This is a genomic window from Lacunimicrobium album (assembly GCF_052161635.1).
Taxonomy (GTDB): domain Bacteria; phylum Planctomycetota; class Planctomycetia; order Planctomycetales; family Planctomycetaceae; genus SXPC01.
This window is the reverse complement of sequence record NZ_CP197413.1, coordinates 3,332,176-3,349,970: the sequence shown is the minus strand read 5'-3', so window position 1 is coordinate 3,349,970 and position 17,795 is coordinate 3,332,176. Positions and strand designations below refer to the sequence as shown.

Below are 17,795 nucleotides of genomic sequence, written 5' to 3'. Positions count from 1 at the left end.
GGGCATTCTGGAAAAGATTCCCCAAGTCTCTCCCCCACCTGTTTGTGAACTCTTACCCCCATCCCCATGTCTTTCACTGATAGCCCCAAACCACTATGATTTCCCCCTCATCCGCACGCTGGCCTCGAATCTCTTCGCTCCGGCCAATTACCAATTACTAATTACCAATTACGAATCACCAACCATGTTCTCTCCCGTCAACGATCCCGATTTCATCTCCGGCGAACACCAGGCCCTCAAATTCTGGGATGACCAAAAGATCTTCGAGAAACTCCAGGCCAAGAACAAAGGCAAAAAACGCTGGAGCTTCCTCGACGGCCCCATCACTGCCAATAACCCCATGGGCGTCCACCACGCCTGGGGACGCACCTACAAAGACACCTACCAGCGCTTCTACGCCATGACCGGCCACGACCTCCGCTACCAGAACGGCTTCGACTGCCAGGGCCTCTGGGTCGAAGTCGAAGTCGAGAAACAACTCGGCCTCGGCACCAAAAACGCCATCAAAGACTACGGCGTCGATAAGTTCGTCAACGAGTGCAAAAAACGCGTCCTGAAGTTCGCCGCCCGTCAAACCGAACAATCCATCCGCCTCGGCTACTGGACCCAATGGGACAACCCGACCCAGCTGCGCCTCCTCTCCGAAAACGTCGGCACCGACAACGAAGTCACAATCACGACCCCCAACGGCCAGACCGTCACCGACAAGGCCCACAAGATCGTCGAGAAACTCGGCAACCCCGAATGGGGCGGCAGCTACTTCACCTTCTCCACCGAGAACAACGAAACCATCTGGACCTTCCTCAAAAAATGCTTCACCCGCGGTAAGGTCTACAAAGGCCACGACGTCATGCCCTGGTCAGGCCGCGGCGGCTCTGCGTACTCACAGATGGAAGTCGCCGACGGCCGTAAGCTGACGACCCACCGCAGCGTCTTCGTCCGCTTCCCGCTCATCGACAAAGACAACGAATACCTCCTCGTCTGGACGACAACTCCCTGGACCCTCACCAGCAACGTCGCCGCCGCCATCAACCCGGACCTAGAATACGTCAAACTCCAGTCGAAGAAGGACGGCGCCGTCTATTACTTCGCCAAAGACAACCTCAACTACAAACGCCTCGACAAGGAATTCAAGGAAGGCTTCGGCCGCCCCGAATGGTCCTGGCCAGAATCCGTCGGCAAGCTGAAAACCGTCGGCCAGCTCTTCAAAGAGCAGGGCGGTTTCGACGAACTCGGCTCCGTCAAAGGGGCAGAGATGGTCGGTTGGAAATACAAAGGGCCGTTTGATGAGTTGGCTGCTCAGAAAATGTCAGGTGGTTTTCCGAATGATGCATTGGAGTCGCGAAATAAGAGCTTTTCGGAGACTATCTTCTTAGAGGAGAAAATTGAGAAGGCAAGGGAAGAGTATGTAAACGCGCGGGTGGATACCAAGAAAAAGCTTTCAAAGCTACTTCATGATCTTACTTTTCAAGCCTTGTATCGTGGCATGGTCGCCGGGTTTTATTTCCGAAAAATTGACGGACACTATTTAGGAGATGAGAAGGAGTCGTTTGAACCATTGTTATACGAGCTCAAACAGCTAGGTCTTGATCATTTAGCCTTTTGGAAAATCTATTCATCGCTTTTATCTCAAACAGGAGACTTGAACGAGCAAGAATGGCTAGTGTTCATTAATGATTATTATCAACAGCTCTTGAAAGAAGTGGAAGGAATACCCGCTCGAACCGCCGTCCAATGTCATCGAGTTATCGATGGCGGAAAAGACTCGAAAGGCGCTGCTATCGTCGTTCAAGGAGAGGGAACAGGTATTGTTCACATCGCACCGGGTTGCGGGGACGTCGACTACCATCTTGGAGAGCAGAACGCCGTTCAAAGTGTCGCGCCGTTGAAAGAAGACGGCCGCTTCGACGAAGGCTTCGGCGAGTTCACAGGCCGGGAAGCCATCGACCCGACAACCATCGACCTCGTCCTCGAAAAACTCAAAGCCAGCGGCTTCCTCGTCTACGTCGAACAATACCCGCACATCTACCCTCACTGCTGGCGGACGGGGGATGAGCTCGTCTTCCGCATGGTCGATGAGTGGTTCATCAATATGGACTGGCGTGACGAAATCAAAGATGTCACCCGCTGTATCGAGTGGCTCCCCGAGTCGATCGATGGCCAAAACCGCGAAGTCGAGTGGCTGACCAACATGCGTGACTGGATGATCTCCAAGAAACGCTTCTGGGGTCTCGCGCTGCCGATCTGGGTCGACGACGAGACTGGCGATTTCGAAGTCATCGGCTCACTGGCCGAGCTGAAGGAACGCGCCGTCGAAGGCTGGGAGCAGGTCGAAGCCAACACTCCTCACAAGCCCTGGATCGACGCGGTCAAAATTAAGAATCCCAACAACGGCAACTTAATGCGTCGCGTCGAAGACGTCGGCAATCCCTGGCTCGATGCCGGGATCGTCCCGTTCTCGACGATGGGCTACAACCACGACCGCGCCGAGTGGGCCAAATGGTTCCCCGCAGACCTCGTCACCGAATGCTTCCCGGGGCAGTTCCGCAACTGGTTCTATTCGATGCTCTCGATGGCGACCATGATGCGCTACGAGGAAGAGAACGCCGAAGACAAAAAACCGTTCAAAACCCTGCTCGGCCACCGCCTCGTCATGAACGAGGAAGGCAAGCCCATGCACAAATCGGACGGCACCGCCATCTGGTTCGAAGAAGCCGCCGAGCAGTTGGGCGTCGATACGCTGCGCTGGATGTACCTGGCCCAGAACCCCGCCGCGGACCTCCGCTTCGGCACACGCCACAAAGATGTCCACGTCACACTGCAGACACTCGAAGGCCCCCTGTCACAAACCCGGGAAGGCGTCCCGTGCTGCAAGGTGACCAGCAAGCCCGCTGACGACATCCGCCGCGCGTTCCTGATCCCGCTGTGGAATTCGTACAGCTTCTTCGTCAACTACGCCCGCCTCGACGAGTTCGACGTCACCAAGCCTCAGGTCCCCTACGCCGACCGCCCGGAGATCGACCGCTGGGTCCTCTCGCGCCTGCAGTCCCTCATCGCGACCGGCCACAAAGAGATGGGCGCGTACAACGCCCCCGCCTTCATGCAAGCCGCCGGCGACTTCATCGACGACCTCTCCAACTGGTACATCCGCCGCAACCGACGCCGCTTCTGGCGGGCCAAAGACGCCGGCGACACCGATAAACTCGCCGCCTACCAAACGCTGCATGAAGTCCTCGTCACCTTGACGAAACTCCTCGCGCCCGTCACCCCATTCCTCGCCGAGCGGATGTACCAAAACCTCGTCCGCGACGTGCCTTTCGGCGAGCGGGGGGTGTCAACCCCCTGTGACTTCGACCGCGCAGAAAGCGTCCACCTCTGCGACTACCCCACCGTCAACGAAACCCTCCTCGACGACGTCCTCAACACCCGCACCGCGACCGCTCAGAAAGTCGTCCAGCTGGGACACAAGATGCGCGAGTCCCAAACCCTCCGCGTCCGCCAGCCCCTTTCCGAGATCCGCGTCGTCTGTACCACATCAACGGATCGCGACGCCGTCAACGCGATGAACGACGTCATCCGCGATGAACTCAACGTCAAAGCGGTGAACCTCGTCGATAACCTCGACGGGATCGTCAAGTACTCCTACAAGCCGAACCTGAAAACCCTCGGCAAGAAACTCGGCAAACTCCTGAACGCCGTCAAAGGCAAACTGGAGACGATCGACGCAGCGACCATGGCGCCACTGCGAGACGGCCAAGCCATCACACTCGAAGTCGAAGGCCAGTCCGTCTCTCTCGAACCCGACGACGTCCTCATCGCCACCGAGCAGTCCAGCGAATGGCTCTCCACCAGCGACTTCGGCATCCAGGTCGCCCTCTCCGCCGTCCTGACCGAAGACCTGATCGCCGAAGGCTACGCCCGTGACTTCGTCCGCCTCCTCAACGAGCGACGCAAAATCATGGACCTCTCCCTCGACGACCGCATCGAAGTGAAATACGCCTTCCCCGAGAAAATCGCGACCGCGATCGAAGCCCACAAGCCCTACATCATGGGCGAGATCCTGGCGAAGACTCTGGTGGCTGACACAACCCTGACAGCCGAAAAAGAAGTTGCCGAACTCGAAATCGGCGACAACAATGGTTTGGTTGCAGTCACAGTCTCGAAGTAACCCGCTATTTAGCCCCCCGTGAGCCACGGGGGGCAATTCGGCCGCGCCGGACAGTTGACGTTGATCATACACGGAACTGGTACGGGCCTTCCGCGCTCCGAGCATGCTTACTCAAAGCCGCGTTGCATGGCATTCTGGTGCGGATATCCTCGTCAGCCCGCCTTAATTTCTTCCGGGCTGACGCCAATTGACAGCGAAATTTGTCCGCATTCTTCTTTCGACAGGTGATTGAGCAAGTCCGACCAGATTAAATCTTGTTTGACTTTCAAGCGTTTTCCGTCCAGCTTACGACTCACAATAACGACGTGCAAATCATCACTTTCACCATTGGAAACGTCAACGAGATCATTCTCGTCCTTAAAGTATCCACTTTTTAGGACATCTCGAATTTTCTTCATTAAGACTTCGTTTGCCATTTTCATCGTCCTCAGGTGTTGTGTTCAATCCAGTTTCGAACTGTACAAACGGCGTTGTAAAAATCCTCTGCATCGTTTGCATTGGAAGCATTTCCATTATACCTCCACGCCGCCGTCCACAAATTGACAGTCGCAAATAACTTCCAGATCGCCATATCTTGTCGCATCCGATCCTTGGCCCCCAAGATGTTGAGCAAGATTCCTAATGAATGAGTGAAGACGGTATTCTGCGATGGCATCAGCTTTCGTCGCTGGAGTTCTTCTTCCAATTGCTCAAGATGATCGCATTCATAAATTTGCATTAATTTTACCTTGAGCAGACATTCAATAGAATATCCCGCCAAGTACATTCCACCACGCCATCGCTGCCCATCAATCAAGTTCCGAGCATCTTCGAGTCGATGTTGGCCGGCTTTGCGCTGATCCGAGATTCCATGAAATTGCTTTCGCACCATCTCGCTGGCTTTAACAAAGGGTTTTGATTTTGTCTCAAGTCGCTTCACTATATCATGTGAATGGTCGGACGAACACTATCTCCTGGAAATTGAAGATGTCGATCACAATCTCCCAGATGCACTTCAAGCGCGTTTCCGGATTGCTACGAAGGTCCTCCACTCATCCCGAACTTGCAGTTCGGAATTGCTGATAGCAATTCCATTTTGCAGGACAATGCCGAAAAAGCAATTTGCAGCCGGTCAGAATCAGACCAACATAAATCCCAGAAGCTACCGGTCCATACAAGATCAAAGAGAAGACCAGATTCGCCCCGTCGCTGGTTGCATGGCTGATGTCTTCCTCAGTGATCGCAGCCGCCGAGCGGAGCGACCATTTATAAATCACCGCTTGAACCAGCAGATACCAGCTGACACCGAACGCGATCACAGCAGCTATCCAACGTCCCCAGCGCCCGGTTCCATATCCGATGATGACAATAACGAGCGGCAGCAGACAGGACGCCACCCAGACCGAATTCCAGGTGGGCCAGAAGATCACATCGCGATACGAATGACTCATGCCGTGATCGTATCACGCCAACTCCAACCCCGGAATCCCCGTCGAATCGCTGTTCGCAAACTTATCAATCTCAACCCCCATCCGCTGAGCAAAGTTGACGAACAGGTTCGACATCTTCGTATTGTTCTTCTGATCCAGCACGATGTGCTGCCCGTGCTTATAACCGCCGCCGACGACCATGGTTGGCAGGTTGTGCCAGTCGTGAGAGCTGGCATTGCCAAGGTTCGAGCCGAGCATGATGCTCGTGCCATCGAGCAGTGTCTGGCCTTTCTCGTTGATCCCTTTCAGTTTGCGACAGAAGTCCCCGAAAGCTTTGATCTCCGCGGCTTCGATGATCTGCAGTTCTTCGAGCTTCTCTTCGTCCTGCCCGTGGTGACTCAGGTTGTGCCAGTCCTTGCTGACCCCCGGCAGGTCGAGGGTGCCGTTGTTGTCGAGCTTGAGGGAATAGACCCGCGTCGAGTCGGTCTGCAGGGCAAGGGCCATGAGGTCGTACATCATGACCTGACGCCCGATGGCGTTGCGTCGGTCGTTGATGTCGGTGAAGGGTTTGACGTCGAGTTTCGGCTTGGGCTTCTTCGTCCAGTCGATCTCCTTCATCATCTTCTTTTCGAGATCCCGAATGGAAGTGAAGTATTGATCGAGCTTGGCCTGATCCTGGGCATCAAGTTGCTTTTCCAGTTTCTTAGCCTGATCGTTGACGGTATCGAGAATACTGCGCCCCTGCGTCAGGCTGCGGACCTGTTTCTTGACCTCATCGGGCGAGCCATCAATGAACAACGTGCGGAACAGTTTGGATGGCGAACTCTCCGCCGGCAGAGAAACGCCGTTGGACGTGCAGGAAACCGATGACCCGCCCGAAGCATTCAGGATCAAACACGGCAGTCGTGTCTCGCCACTCATTCTGGATGCGATCGCCTGATCAATCGAGACCGTATTCTTGAACCCCGGCAAACCGGGATTCGGAGCCGCCGTCAGGAACGTCACAACCGAAGAGTGCCCGTTGAGCCCCTTCTGCTCCGGGTGATAGACGCCCGAAAGCACCGTGAAATCGTTGCGCAGATCCGCCATCGATTCCAGATACTTCGACAGCTTATAGTCCTTCCCGGACCCTTCCGGAAAGAAGCTCGGCCCGTGGAAACTCAACTCCGCATTGATAAAGATCTGACGCTTCGGAGCAGTCCCCGCAGCACGCGGAGCAGCAAACGCAAACGGTCGCGTCATCGCTTCCAGCATCGGAAGACTGAGCGCCACCCCGGCTCCGCGTAGCAGAGAACGACGGCTAATCGGATTTCGAATCGGCAGGAACGAAGACATAAAACGCCTCATCATCTTACAGTGCATTGATCGGAAATTGGTCGATTACTTGTTCAGGAAAATCTCGCTGGTCACAACATCCATGATCAGATCGCGAATCCCCTGCTTCTTGGAAATGTTGGTCGAAACAATCGAGTAGGTTTCAGGTCGGTCCGAAAACCCCAGCTCGCGTCCGGTTCCAAACATCAGCAGACGGTTCGTCAGCGCGAGGGTCATACGAGGAACTTCTGCTTTGAGCAGTTGCTTGAACTCCGTGTAGTTGCGGAAATCCTTCCCCGAACGCAAGTGCCCGGAGCAGTCGACCGGCAGTCCAAACTTCAGGTAGACAGTGTGCCCGTTGACCTGCAGCGACTTCTTCTCGGCTTTATCGCCCGTCGTGCGGAACTTGTCTCGCCAGCCGCCGATGACGTCGAAGTTCTCCAGCGCGAACCCCGGAGGATCAATGACGCTGTGACACGAATTGCACGACTGATCATTGCGGTGCTTGTCGAGAATCTGACGCAACGTCGAGGCGCCTCGAGTATCAGGTTCCACCCCGGGAATGCCCGGCGGCGGTGGTGGAGGCGGCGTCCCGAGAATGCAGTCGAGCACATAGGCCCCTCGCACAACCGGCGAGGTATTCGTCCCGTTGGCAGAAACTTTCAGGACACTCGCCTGCGTCAGAATCCCGCCACGAATGTTCTTCGGAGGGAGTTTGACACTTCGAAGTTCCATGCCATCCATCTTGGGGAGATCATAATGCTCAGCCAAACGGGCATTGACCATCGCGAAGTCGCTGTCCGCGATGTTGGTCGTCGGCAGGTTCTTATTAACCAGCTCCTTCCAGAACGCCCGGGTTTCTTCGAGCATCGAGTACCGCAGTGACAGGTCGTACTCCGGATACATATTCGAGTCGGGTGACGTAAAATCGATCTCGCGTAGTCGCAGCCAGGCATCGAGGAAGTCATTGTGAAAACGATTCGAACGAGGATCGTCCAGCAATCGACTCACCTGTTTACGCAAAGTCACCTTGTCGTGCAGTTTCCCCTTGCGAGCCAGGTCAAGCAATTCGTCATCCGGCATCGACCGCCAGAACATGTACGATAAGCGTGAGGCGACCTGGAAGTGATCCAGCTTGCCATCAGGCTCAATCAGATACAGGTGTTGTGGAGCCGTCAGGATCCCTGTCGCGGCAATCTTGATCGCCGTCGAGAAATCCGCTCCGCCATCATGGGCTTGTTTGAACAAAAGCAAATAAGGTCGAATCTCCGCAATCGTCACATCGCGACGAAACGCAGCGGTCGCAAACGCGACCAGTCGCTCAACAGCATCCGCTTCAGGGCGATTGCTCCCCACGACGATCACATCCTTGCCACCTTGCTTGACGACCTTCGTCGGCAGGTTCCCAATCAACAGCTTCTGACCACGCGGCGGCCAGTCGACTTTCAGCGGGCCTTCCAGCTTCATGTTGTTGATCGCCATACCATGGCCTTTATAAGCATAAGGCCCGAGGTTGATCATCTCGGTAAAACGATAGTAAAGCTCCGGATAGATCCGGACCCTGTCCCCTTTGCGAAGTCGCATGGTGACATCGTAGTTTTGTGACTTGTCCTTGGCTTGATAGAACCCGAGCATCTCCCCCGAAGTCGCCGAGGAGTTCATGTTCGGCCCATGCATGATCGAAAAGTTCATCGGGGCAGGGGACTGATAGGCGTAAGCATCGAACGTCAGTCGATAGTCACCATCTTCCGGGGCACGCCACTCGGACGTATACGATTTTCCTTCCTTGTTCACACCAGCCGTACGTAACGCATGGACGCTGTCTGCCGTGTGAAAAATGATCTGCGTTCCGTCCTCCCGCATCATGACGAAGAACAATGTCCGATCCAGCTTCTTCAGGTCATAATCAAGAGGCGTCGGCTTCTTCGGGTCTTCGAGATAGACGTCGAGCGTCTTCTGTTCAGGACGATTCGTGCGGGTGAAAAGATCATCCAGAGATTTGCTCGAGGCCGAGATGTATTGCTCCAGTTGAACCTCCGACATCCCCAGCGCTTCGCCGATGTTATCTAGGTTGTTGAAGATCGAATCTTCCGGCAGCATCTCCTTGACCGAGACATCAATTCCCAGCAGGTCCCTCAGCGTGTTCTCATACTCAATGCGATTCAACCGACGCAGAACAGTTCCTTTTCGCTTCTCATGCGAAACAAGCAGATCCGTCCCCAGCGTCCCCAGCAGCCCGTTCTTCTCGTCCGCGCTCGGTTGCGCCATGTCCTTGGGAGGCATCTCGCCAAGTTGAATGCGGTCGTGGATCCGTTCCCAGACCGCATAGTTCTTGCGATCCGCCAGATCGTACTTCAGCTTATCAAGAGACAGCCCCCCTTCAGCCGTACCCCCGCCGTGACAGTCGTTGCAGTGCTTCTTGAAAAAGGCACTATAAGCAGCCGCATCTGCTGCTTGTGCCGAGCTAGCAAGCAAAACAATCGACAGGCAGATCAGGAACCCAAAAACTCGAACGACCATGAACCACTTCCAGATGTCTTCTACATCGCCCAGGCAGACCGGAATCATCTGACTCCTGACCTGACACGAAAACAAATCGATATTCGTGATTATATTGCTGAGTGATCGCAGAAATTCCTACCGGAAATGGCCCGCTTTGCAAATTTCCTCACACTCAAAGCCTCATTTTGCCATCGCTGACAACATATCTCATTCGAGTCTGCGAATCCTCCCGTCTCGACCCCGTTTCACAATTCCAAATTGTTGCTTCACTTTCCCTTTCGTTCCTGATCAGATGGAACCGCGTTTCAATAATCCTGACTCTCATCCCCCCTCGGAGTACTCCCCAATGAAAATCAAACGCTCTGCATCCGTCGTCTGGAATGGCGGCCTCAAAGATGGCCGTGGCAGCATCACCACCGAAAGCAACGCCCTGAGCGCCTACCCCTATGGCTTCTCCAGCCGCTTCGAAGGCGTCAAAGGAACCAACCCCGAAGAACTGGTCGCAGCCGCTCACTCCAGCTGCTTCACGATGGCCCTCTCCATGATCCTGGGAGAAGCAGGCTTCACAGCCGATGAAATGAAGACATCCGCCGTCGTCGTCCTCGAACAAGTCGATGGCGGATTCTCAGTCACTTCGAGCGCACTCACCCTCGAAGCCAAAATCCCCAACATCGACGACGCCACCTTCCAGGAACTGGCAGGCAAAGCCAAAGCCGGCTGCCCCATTTCGAAACTACTCAAAACCGAGATTTCATTGAACGCCAAACTCGCCAGCTAAAAAACTCGGCGGTTGACGCTCGACTTGCAGCCACGCTACAGTGGCGTCCCATCTACGGATTTTGATTTGTAGGGAAATGGATAAACGCTCACCGAAAGGGACGCCACCATGCTGCAACGACGCGACTTCCTCGCCACAACCCTCGCCACCTCTCTCCTTGCTGCTCTCCACCGCACAGGGCTCGCACAAGACACAACCAAGCCTCTCAAAATCCTCCTCCGCGGTAGCTGGCAGATCGTCAACATCGGCGACATCGCCCATACCCCCGGCGCCCTCGCCATCATCGAAAAACATCTCCCACAAGCCGAGGTGATTCTCTGGTCGTCCGCTGACCTGACACCCGAAGTCAGCCAGCTGTTGACCAGTCGCTTTCCGAAATTGAAAGTCGTCAAAGGCAGCATCTCCGAAGAAGGCAAAGTCTCGACCAAGGACCTCCAGGCTGCCCTCGACTGGTGCGACTTCCTGCTCCACGGGTCTGGAGCATCGTTCGTCGCCTACACAGACGTCGCCCGCTTTGATCGCTTCATTCAAAAGCCCTTCGGCATCTACGGCATCACCTACAGTGCCGACGACCCCAAGCAGATCGCCCTGCTCAACAAAGCCAAATTCGCCTTCTTCCGCGACGGCATCTCCCTCCAGTTCGCCAAAGACCACGGCGTCAGCAACCCGACCATGGGCTTCGGCCCCGACGGCGCCTTCGGCACTGATCTACGAAACGATGCCGCCGCTGAGGCGTTCCTCAAACAAAACAACCTCACCCCCGGCAAATTCCTGTGCTGCATTCCACGCTACCGCTACACACCCTATTGGCTCATCAAAAAAGGCCGCCCTCTCGACGAAGCCAAGAACGCCCGCAATCAGGAAATGCGCGAACATGACCACGCCATCCTGCGAGAAGCCATCATCGCCGTCGCGAAAAACTCCGATCACAAAGTCCTCGTCTGCCCCGAAGACATGACCCAGATGCAGATCGGCAAAGAAGACATCATCAACAAACTCCCCAAAGACGTCCTGCCACGCGTCGTCTGGCGCGAAAACTACTGGCTCACCGACGAAGCCCTCAGCACCTACACCATGTCCTCCGGCTTGTTCGGACTCGAAATGCACAGCCCCATCATGTGCATCGGCAACGGCATCCCCGCTATCGTCGGCCGCTTCGAAGAACAGACCACCAAAGGCTTCATGTGGAAAGACATCGGCCTGGCAGACTGGCTCTTCGACTTCGACAAACCCGAAGAAACCGCCAAACTCAACGACACCGTCCTGAGCCTAGTCAACGACCCCCAAACCGCCAAAGACCGAGCCGAGAAAGCTCGCGCCTTCGTCGAACAACGCCAAAAAGAAACCATCCTCGCCATCAACAACTGAACTCCGCCCCTCCTCCCTTGTATCCTGTCCCTTCTCCCTTGAGGGGAGAAGGTGGCGGCACTTCGCCGACGGATGAGGGTGGAGCCTAGGCACTAACTCGCTCCCATAGCCATTCAAGCCCAGGCACTCTCTTCATGCTGCCGAGCTCTCATTGCGAGCAAGCCTTTCTGCTAGCCTTTACGAAACGCCGCATACAATCCTCGCGTCGATCCCGCTCATCTTCCCAGGAGACTCGCATGACCTTCACAACCCTCTCGCGCATCGGAGTATTCTTCGTTCTCACCAGCGGACTTTCCGTATCAACGATCCTCGCTCAAGAACCCCCCGAACCAGCCCCGTTGGTCCAGCGCCATCGCGCTCAACTGACTCTCGAAGGAGCCGAACTGATCCTGAACGGATCCAAACTCAAAGCAACCTCCATGGGTAAGAAGGTGAACATCGCAATCGTTGACGACGGCGGTCACCCCATTTCGTTCGCACGTATGAACGAAGCGCGTCCCGCGAGCGCTTACACCGCATTATCCAAAGCCATCTCAGCCGCAACAACACGAACAGCCACCGGACCCGTCAAAGGACCCGACGGAGAACCAGATATCCTGCTCAACCTCAGCCTCCAGAACGCAGCCAGAGAGACCGGCGGCCATTTCACAACTCTCTATGGCGGCCTGCCGATTGTCGTCGACGGGCAAGTGATCGGAGCCGTCGGAGTCGGCGGTTCCCCAGCCGGCGAAGACGATGCCGCAATCGCTAAAGCAGGCATCGAAGCGTTTGTGAACAAACTCAAGTAATTTCCCCACCTCAACGCTTCCTCGCCCTCAACCGCCACGCTCGGACGAGGGCACTTTCATGCGCAGACGTAGGGAATTTCACGAACGAAGTCTGGAAACCTCACCACCAATGGTGATAATTGGGCAAATCACTACCACGATGACATGCTCGCTCTGTCATCACCCGATGCAGTCTTCTCGATCCTGGACCGCATGAAACCGCTCGACCAGATGCTCGCCAAACGTCGTACGCTCTCCATGAGCATCGACAGTTGGGAAATGTACAAAGCCACCCCGAACTGGCTGCGGGAACGCATGCTCGCGGTCAACCATTTCGCAGATGAACATAAGCAGTTCGAGATCGCCGAAGTCCTGCTCTCCGAAGCCATCGATGACGGCGGACAGACAGACGAACATTTACTCTCCTTGCTGATCGATAGTGGAGCAAACAATCCTCTTGAACTCGACATGGGATTAGGACGTTACTCTCGTCCCAATCAACCGGGAAGCCTCATTTTCACGACCGCCAACTCTCCCTCTTCGATCAAAGGCAAAGGTCCTTTCCACTCGATCACCTTCTATATCCCGCCCGAAGTCTTCGAGGCGCGGGCCAGAGAACTTCTCGACGGCAAGCCCCGCTCTACCGATGTCCTGCACACAAAACATTTCCGCGATGAAACCATCGAAGTCCTCATGAAACGCCTGCTCCAGCAGTTCCCCGGCCGTCCTGTCGCAGGCCAGAGGATGACCTCCAGCGACCTCGTCGACGATCTTATTCGTCGCCTCCTGGTCGTCTCAGGACATCAGTTCCGCGAAGAGAAGCCACGAGAAAAACTCCCCTCATTAGCCATTCAACGTGCCCTGGAATACATGCACGCGAACCTGACCTCCGACTTGTCTCGCGATGATCTCGCCCAGATCGCAGGTGTCAACCCATCGCACTTCACTCGACTCTTCCGCCAGACCTTCGGCGAAACCCCCAAGCGCTACCTGCTGAAAATCCGCATCGACCACGCCAAAGACCTGCTCAAAAACGCCAGCAAAGATCTGACTCTCGACCAGATCGCAACGCAATGTGGCTTCTATAACCAGTCACACTTCGGACTCGAATTCCGACGCCAGGTCGGGACAACCCCCCAGATGTACCGCACCTATTCTTAGAAGCTGTTTGATAATCCAAGCTGAGCCTTCAATACGAACCGGATTCACCACCAAGGCTCAAAGATCACAAAGGCTCACAAAGAATTCCGGACATGGAATCCGAGACCCTCTGACCGATTTGCACAGCAGTATAAAAGCCTCAGGTAGATTGATCTTCATTCGAACTCTTGACTCCTCTTTGTGAACCTTCGTGTCCTTCGAGACTTTGTGGTGAAGGATTACCAGTCTTTTTCCATTCTTCACACAGGCTCCTAACCGAACGCCATTTCCGCCCGGCGTCTCTGCAATCTCTGCACAAGAAACTGGCAACAAACGCGATATCGATTTTCAGCCGCGCATTTTTTTTCTTATCAAATCAGCAGGCCTATCCCTCTAAAAAAGAATTGGATGGCGGCAGGACGATTCGCATTCCCTTTCTGCGAAAAGGGTTACGTCTAAGTAACTCCCGCCTTTTCAACCCCGAATCCAGTGCAGGGGGTACATCCTTTGCGAATTTCCCCTCACAATGTTCTTCATTCCTTCACTTCTTCCCCATAACCAGGATGTGTCCATGAAAAAATCTGGTTTCACGCTCATCGAGCTCCTCGTTGTAATCGCAATTATTGCGACGCTTGTCGCCATCCTCCTGCCAGCCGTTCAACAAGCCAGAGAAGCAGCCCGGCGAAACACCTGCAAAAACAACCTCAAGCAAATCGGCTTGGCACTGCATAACTATCACGACGTTAACAATGCACTGCCCATCGCGAGTAATTTTATCAACGGTCGTTACTGCAGTCCGAACGTCGCAATCCTGCCTTATCTCGAGGCTGGGAACGTCTACGACTTGTACAACCACAGCGTCGCCCCCTGGCTTGCACCCAACGAAGGCATCAAGCAAATGATGCCTTCGACCTACATCTGCCCCAGTACCCCCAATGGCGGTACACCTCTGGCGTTGAACGGCTATCAAACCTCCGACTACGCCTACGTTCGCAGCTATGTCACGTACTATACGCCGACGAGCACCTCAACACTCATCGCGAATTCGACATTCGCAGCGTACCGTCCGTTTCGAGAAATCATGGACGGACTGAGCAACACCGTTTTCATGTTCGAAAGTGCAGGACGCTCACAATGGTACGTCAACAAGACATCCATGTCACAGAGCCTCATGACGACCGTCGGCTGGGGTGACACGCTCACGACATCTCGGATGAACACACTCGGCTATGGCTGGACTTCTCTGAGTAACTACTACCATTTCGTCCCACGCACATGGTACTGGCCATCAGGAACTCCGAACCCTGATGCCGTCCCGTCTGGCATTGGAACTGGAAATGTCATGAATGGCACCAATCTTTACACATCACCGTTTTCGTTCCACGAAGGCGGAATGAATGTTCTGCTGGGTGATGGGTCGGTCCGATTCATCTCGGAAAATATCGACGTGACCACGATCATCAACCTGTCAAACCATAACGACGGCCAAGTGATTGGAGAGTTCTAATGAAGCACGAAATGCTGACGTTTAGTCGGGTTTGGATGGTGACGGTCCTCGTCGTCGCTAGTCTGTCTTCGACAGGATGCAATCAGCGAGAAAGCTGGCAGGCAGTCACATATCCAGCCTCAGGCACCTTCATGGTCAACGGCCAGCCTGCTGAAGGGGCTGTCGTGATGCTGGAACCGACGACCGGTTTCGTCGATCGACGTCAGTCACGCCCATGGGCTTCTGTCACGTCGTCAGGGCAGTTCAAGCTGACGACCTACGAAAATGGCGATGGCGCCCCGGAAGGGGAGTACAAAATCCTCTTAGTCTGGCCGACACATGGCACTCTCGAACAGAGAGACCGTCTCAACGGCAAGTATGGTAAGCCCGAGAACCCGTTCGCGGTTGTCACCATTAAACCTGGTAAAAATGAACTTCCGCCGGTGGATCTCAAAGACGTTCAAATCACAAAATAATAGTTTCTCAAAATCAATAAGGCCTTCTATGTCGTTTTCGAAAATACTCTCTTCCTTGATGCTGGCAGCCGCTGTCACATGCACTTACGCAGCGGAAAATGACACCGTAAAGCCGGCGACCGAAACCAAACCATCCATCCCTCAGCAGATCGATCAGATCAAAAACGAAGCCGTCCAGCCAATCTTCAAAGCCAAGGCCGAAGATCAGGAAGCCATGATCAAAGAGAACTTCACCATCGCCCTGGCGAAAGTGGATGCTCTCATGACCGATAATCTGTCCGCCGAGGATCGCAGTGCCATCTATTCTTATCAGCTCGATACCATGACCGCTCTCGCCCATCGAGGCGTTACAGAAATGGACCCGCGTCTCGACGAGTTGTTCAAGACTCTCTATGCATCTGGTGATGAATCCCTCGTCAAGATGGCCCAGGAGAAGGAACTGACTCGCGAGATCAGCAGAATGAAAACTCTCCCCAAGGAGGAACAGGCGGAACTGGCCCGCAAATACTGCAACTACATCATTCAACGTGAGCCCGGCACGGAAACACTCGGCCTGGCATGGACCCTGTCCCGGATTCTTCAGGGCTCAGCAGCCAATGCAGCTGTTGCAGACGCTCACGACGAACTCGCCAATCACTTCGAACAACTCAAAGGTGACAGCTTCCAACGAGCCGCCACCGACTTCCGCGGCACCGCTCGACGCATCCGTCTCCCCGGCAGTGAAATGGAACTAACTGGCACCACAATGGATGGCGAACACTTCGACATCAAGCAACTCCACGGCAAAGTCGTCCTCGTCGACTTCTGGGACATGTATTGCAAACCCTGCCGCGCCGAGTTTCCTCGCGTCAAAAAGCTTTATGAGCAATACAAACCCGATGGCTTCGAAGTCGTCGGCGTCAACCTCGATACCGAAGTTGAAACTCTCAAGAAAGTCCTCGCACACGAAGACCTCCCCTGGACAACCCTCAACGAACCAACCGACAGCAAAAAACGCGGCTGGATCAACCCCGTCGCCAAACACTACGGCATCAACGCCGTCCCCTGCATGATTCTCATCGGCGCCGACGGCAAAGTCATCTCCATCACCGCCCGAGGAGAAGAACTCGAACGCCTGCTCGCAGACATCTTCACCAAACAAAGCTAACCCGACAGCGATTGCAATAAAAACCCGTGCCATGCTCACAGCTTTGGGTGAGCATGCTGCTTCGTTTGACATTCGCACGCCCAAAACATGCTTGCTCAAAGCCGCAAGCATGGCACTTTGGCCATTCTTCGCAACAAAAGACAATCAGATAAAACTAACCACACAGCCACGGAGAACGCAGATTAAGACAGGAAGTCGAGATATCTTCCTTCTTAACTCTGTGACCTCCGTGCCTCTGTGGTGAACCTGATTTTCCGGTATTGGATCGGCCTCTTCCAGATTTGTCGATTTCCAACAGATTGCTAACCAAACCTGTCTTCACTTGTTTCCCAAAGAGCCCGCATCCCAATCGCGGGCTCTTTTCATGCGCAAACAACTCTTTAATCACCAACCACTGTTGCATCGCTCTTCTCGCTGATATGCTGAAGAACGCGTCATCTGAGGCCAGACCGCTGGACTCGCGCTCCTTCACGATTTCCGAAAAGGCCACGCTCATGTTCCTCGCTCGATTGCTGCAAGCCTCTGTCTGTCTGGTTGCCCTGAGCTGCTCGTACGTGTTCGCACAAGGCGACGCCGCCCTCGGCGAAATCACATTTCGGGAAAGTTTCGATCGCGTCGAATCAGACGAACTCATGGACGAAGTTGGCAACGGCTGGAGCACCAACAGCAAGGCCCGCGCTCAAGGGGATAAGCAAGCCGACCTCCGCGACGGCTATCTCAACATGACAACCTCACCCAAAGCCGACCACGCCTCGACCGTCCGTCACGACTTCAAAATCAAGAACGGCTCCTTCCAGGCCAAGGTCCGCCTCCATGACCAGAAGGGCGTCAACTTCCAGATCCTCGACTCCGCCTACAAACAGTCCCACGCCGGCCACATCACCGAAATCCTCGTTCGACCTAAATCAATCACCCTCCAGGACGGCAAAACCGGCGCCTTCGCCTTCCCCTTCTACACCCAGAAAAAAGCCGGCGAACTCAGCAAAGAACAAATCGCCGCCCACATGGACGGCAAGCAAGCCAAATTCGACTGCCAGATCCCCCTGGAAGAATGGCAGACCGTCGCCGTCATCTTCAAAGACGACGTCATGACCGTCTACCTCAACGGCAACAAACTCGGCCAACTCAAATCCGAAGGCATCGCCCACGAAACCAAAGTCACCTTCCTATTCGACGTCCCCGGCTCCGCCGACATCGACGACGTCGAACTCCGAACCTGGGATAAGCAGTAAAGTCCGGA

Annotated in this window: 14 protein-coding genes; 9 read left to right on the top strand and 5 right to left on the bottom strand. The window is 54.8% G+C overall.

Going from position 1 to position 17,795, the window contains the following annotated elements:
- Positions 1-184 precede the first annotated feature (184 nt).
- Entirely contained in the window at positions 185-4,168 is a 3,984-nt protein-coding gene (locus SH248x_RS13200; protein WP_459554749.1) for an isoleucine--tRNA ligase, read from the top strand.
- A 152-nt stretch (positions 4,169-4,320) separates the two neighbouring features.
- On the opposite strand, the gene SH248x_RS13195 is transcribed toward SH248x_RS13200, so the two are convergent.
- The 5 genes from SH248x_RS13195 to SH248x_RS13175 form a co-directional block, all read right to left on the bottom strand.
- Positions 4,321-4,584, bottom strand: coding sequence for a hypothetical protein (locus SH248x_RS13195; protein ID WP_459554748.1), 264 nt, complete (start codon positions 4,582-4,584; stop codon positions 4,321-4,323).
- Positions 4,585-4,595: 11 nt separating this feature from the next.
- Positions 4,596-5,087, bottom strand: a complete 492-nt coding sequence (locus tag SH248x_RS13190) for a hypothetical protein (protein ID WP_459554747.1) — start codon at positions 5,085-5,087, stop codon at positions 4,596-4,598.
- 112 nt (positions 5,088-5,199) lie between these two features.
- A complete protein-coding gene (locus tag SH248x_RS13185) occupies positions 5,200-5,598 on the bottom strand; it encodes a hypothetical protein (protein ID WP_459554746.1) in 399 nt (132 codons plus the stop codon).
- 12 nt (positions 5,599-5,610) lie between these two features.
- A complete protein-coding gene (locus SH248x_RS13180) occupies positions 5,611-6,912 on the bottom strand; it encodes a DUF1552 domain-containing protein (protein WP_459554745.1) in 1,302 nt (433 codons plus the stop codon).
- 45 nt (positions 6,913-6,957) lie between these two features.
- Positions 6,958-9,459: a DUF1592 domain-containing protein gene (locus SH248x_RS13175; RefSeq protein WP_459554744.1), complete on the bottom strand. Its 2,502-nt coding sequence runs from the start codon at positions 9,457-9,459 to the stop codon at positions 6,958-6,960.
- A gap of 280 nt (positions 9,460-9,739) precedes the next feature.
- Here SH248x_RS13175 and SH248x_RS13170 point away from each other — a divergent pair, with 280 nt between their 5' ends.
- From SH248x_RS13170 to SH248x_RS13135, 8 genes are all read left to right on the top strand, one after another.
- On the top strand, positions 9,740-10,171 hold the full coding sequence (locus tag SH248x_RS13170; RefSeq protein ID WP_459554743.1) for an OsmC family protein: 432 nt from the start codon (positions 9,740-9,742) through the stop codon (positions 10,169-10,171).
- A 108-nt stretch (positions 10,172-10,279) separates the two neighbouring features.
- Positions 10,280-11,539, top strand: a complete 1,260-nt coding sequence (locus SH248x_RS13165; RefSeq protein ID WP_459554742.1) for a polysaccharide pyruvyl transferase family protein — start codon at positions 10,280-10,282, stop codon at positions 11,537-11,539.
- A gap of 236 nt (positions 11,540-11,775) precedes the next feature.
- Positions 11,776-12,327 (top strand): GlcG/HbpS family heme-binding protein, encoded by a 552-nt coding sequence (locus tag SH248x_RS13160; protein ID WP_459554741.1) that lies wholly within the window; start codon positions 11,776-11,778, stop codon positions 12,325-12,327.
- Between the two features lie 144 nt (positions 12,328-12,471).
- Entirely contained in the window at positions 12,472-13,467 is a 996-nt protein-coding gene (locus tag SH248x_RS13155) for a helix-turn-helix domain-containing protein (protein ID WP_459554740.1), read from the top strand.
- A gap of 550 nt (positions 13,468-14,017) precedes the next feature.
- The gene (locus SH248x_RS13150; protein ID WP_459554739.1) at positions 14,018-14,953 is read left to right on the top strand and encodes a DUF1559 family PulG-like putative transporter; all 936 of its coding nucleotides are present in this window, start codon (positions 14,018-14,020) and stop codon (positions 14,951-14,953) included.
- Positions 14,953-15,408: a hypothetical protein gene (locus SH248x_RS13145; protein ID WP_459554738.1), complete on the top strand. Its 456-nt coding sequence runs from the start codon at positions 14,953-14,955 to the stop codon at positions 15,406-15,408. The genes SH248x_RS13150 and SH248x_RS13145 overlap by 1 nt, the downstream gene beginning before the upstream one ends.
- Positions 15,409-15,436: 28 nt before the next feature.
- Positions 15,437-16,555, top strand: a complete 1,119-nt coding sequence (locus SH248x_RS13140) for a TlpA family protein disulfide reductase (RefSeq protein WP_459554737.1) — start codon at positions 15,437-15,439, stop codon at positions 16,553-16,555.
- A 494-nt stretch (positions 16,556-17,049) separates the two neighbouring features.
- Positions 17,050-17,787, top strand: coding sequence for a family 16 glycoside hydrolase (locus tag SH248x_RS13135; protein WP_459554736.1), 738 nt, complete (start codon positions 17,050-17,052; stop codon positions 17,785-17,787).
- Positions 17,788-17,795 lie beyond the last annotated feature (8 nt).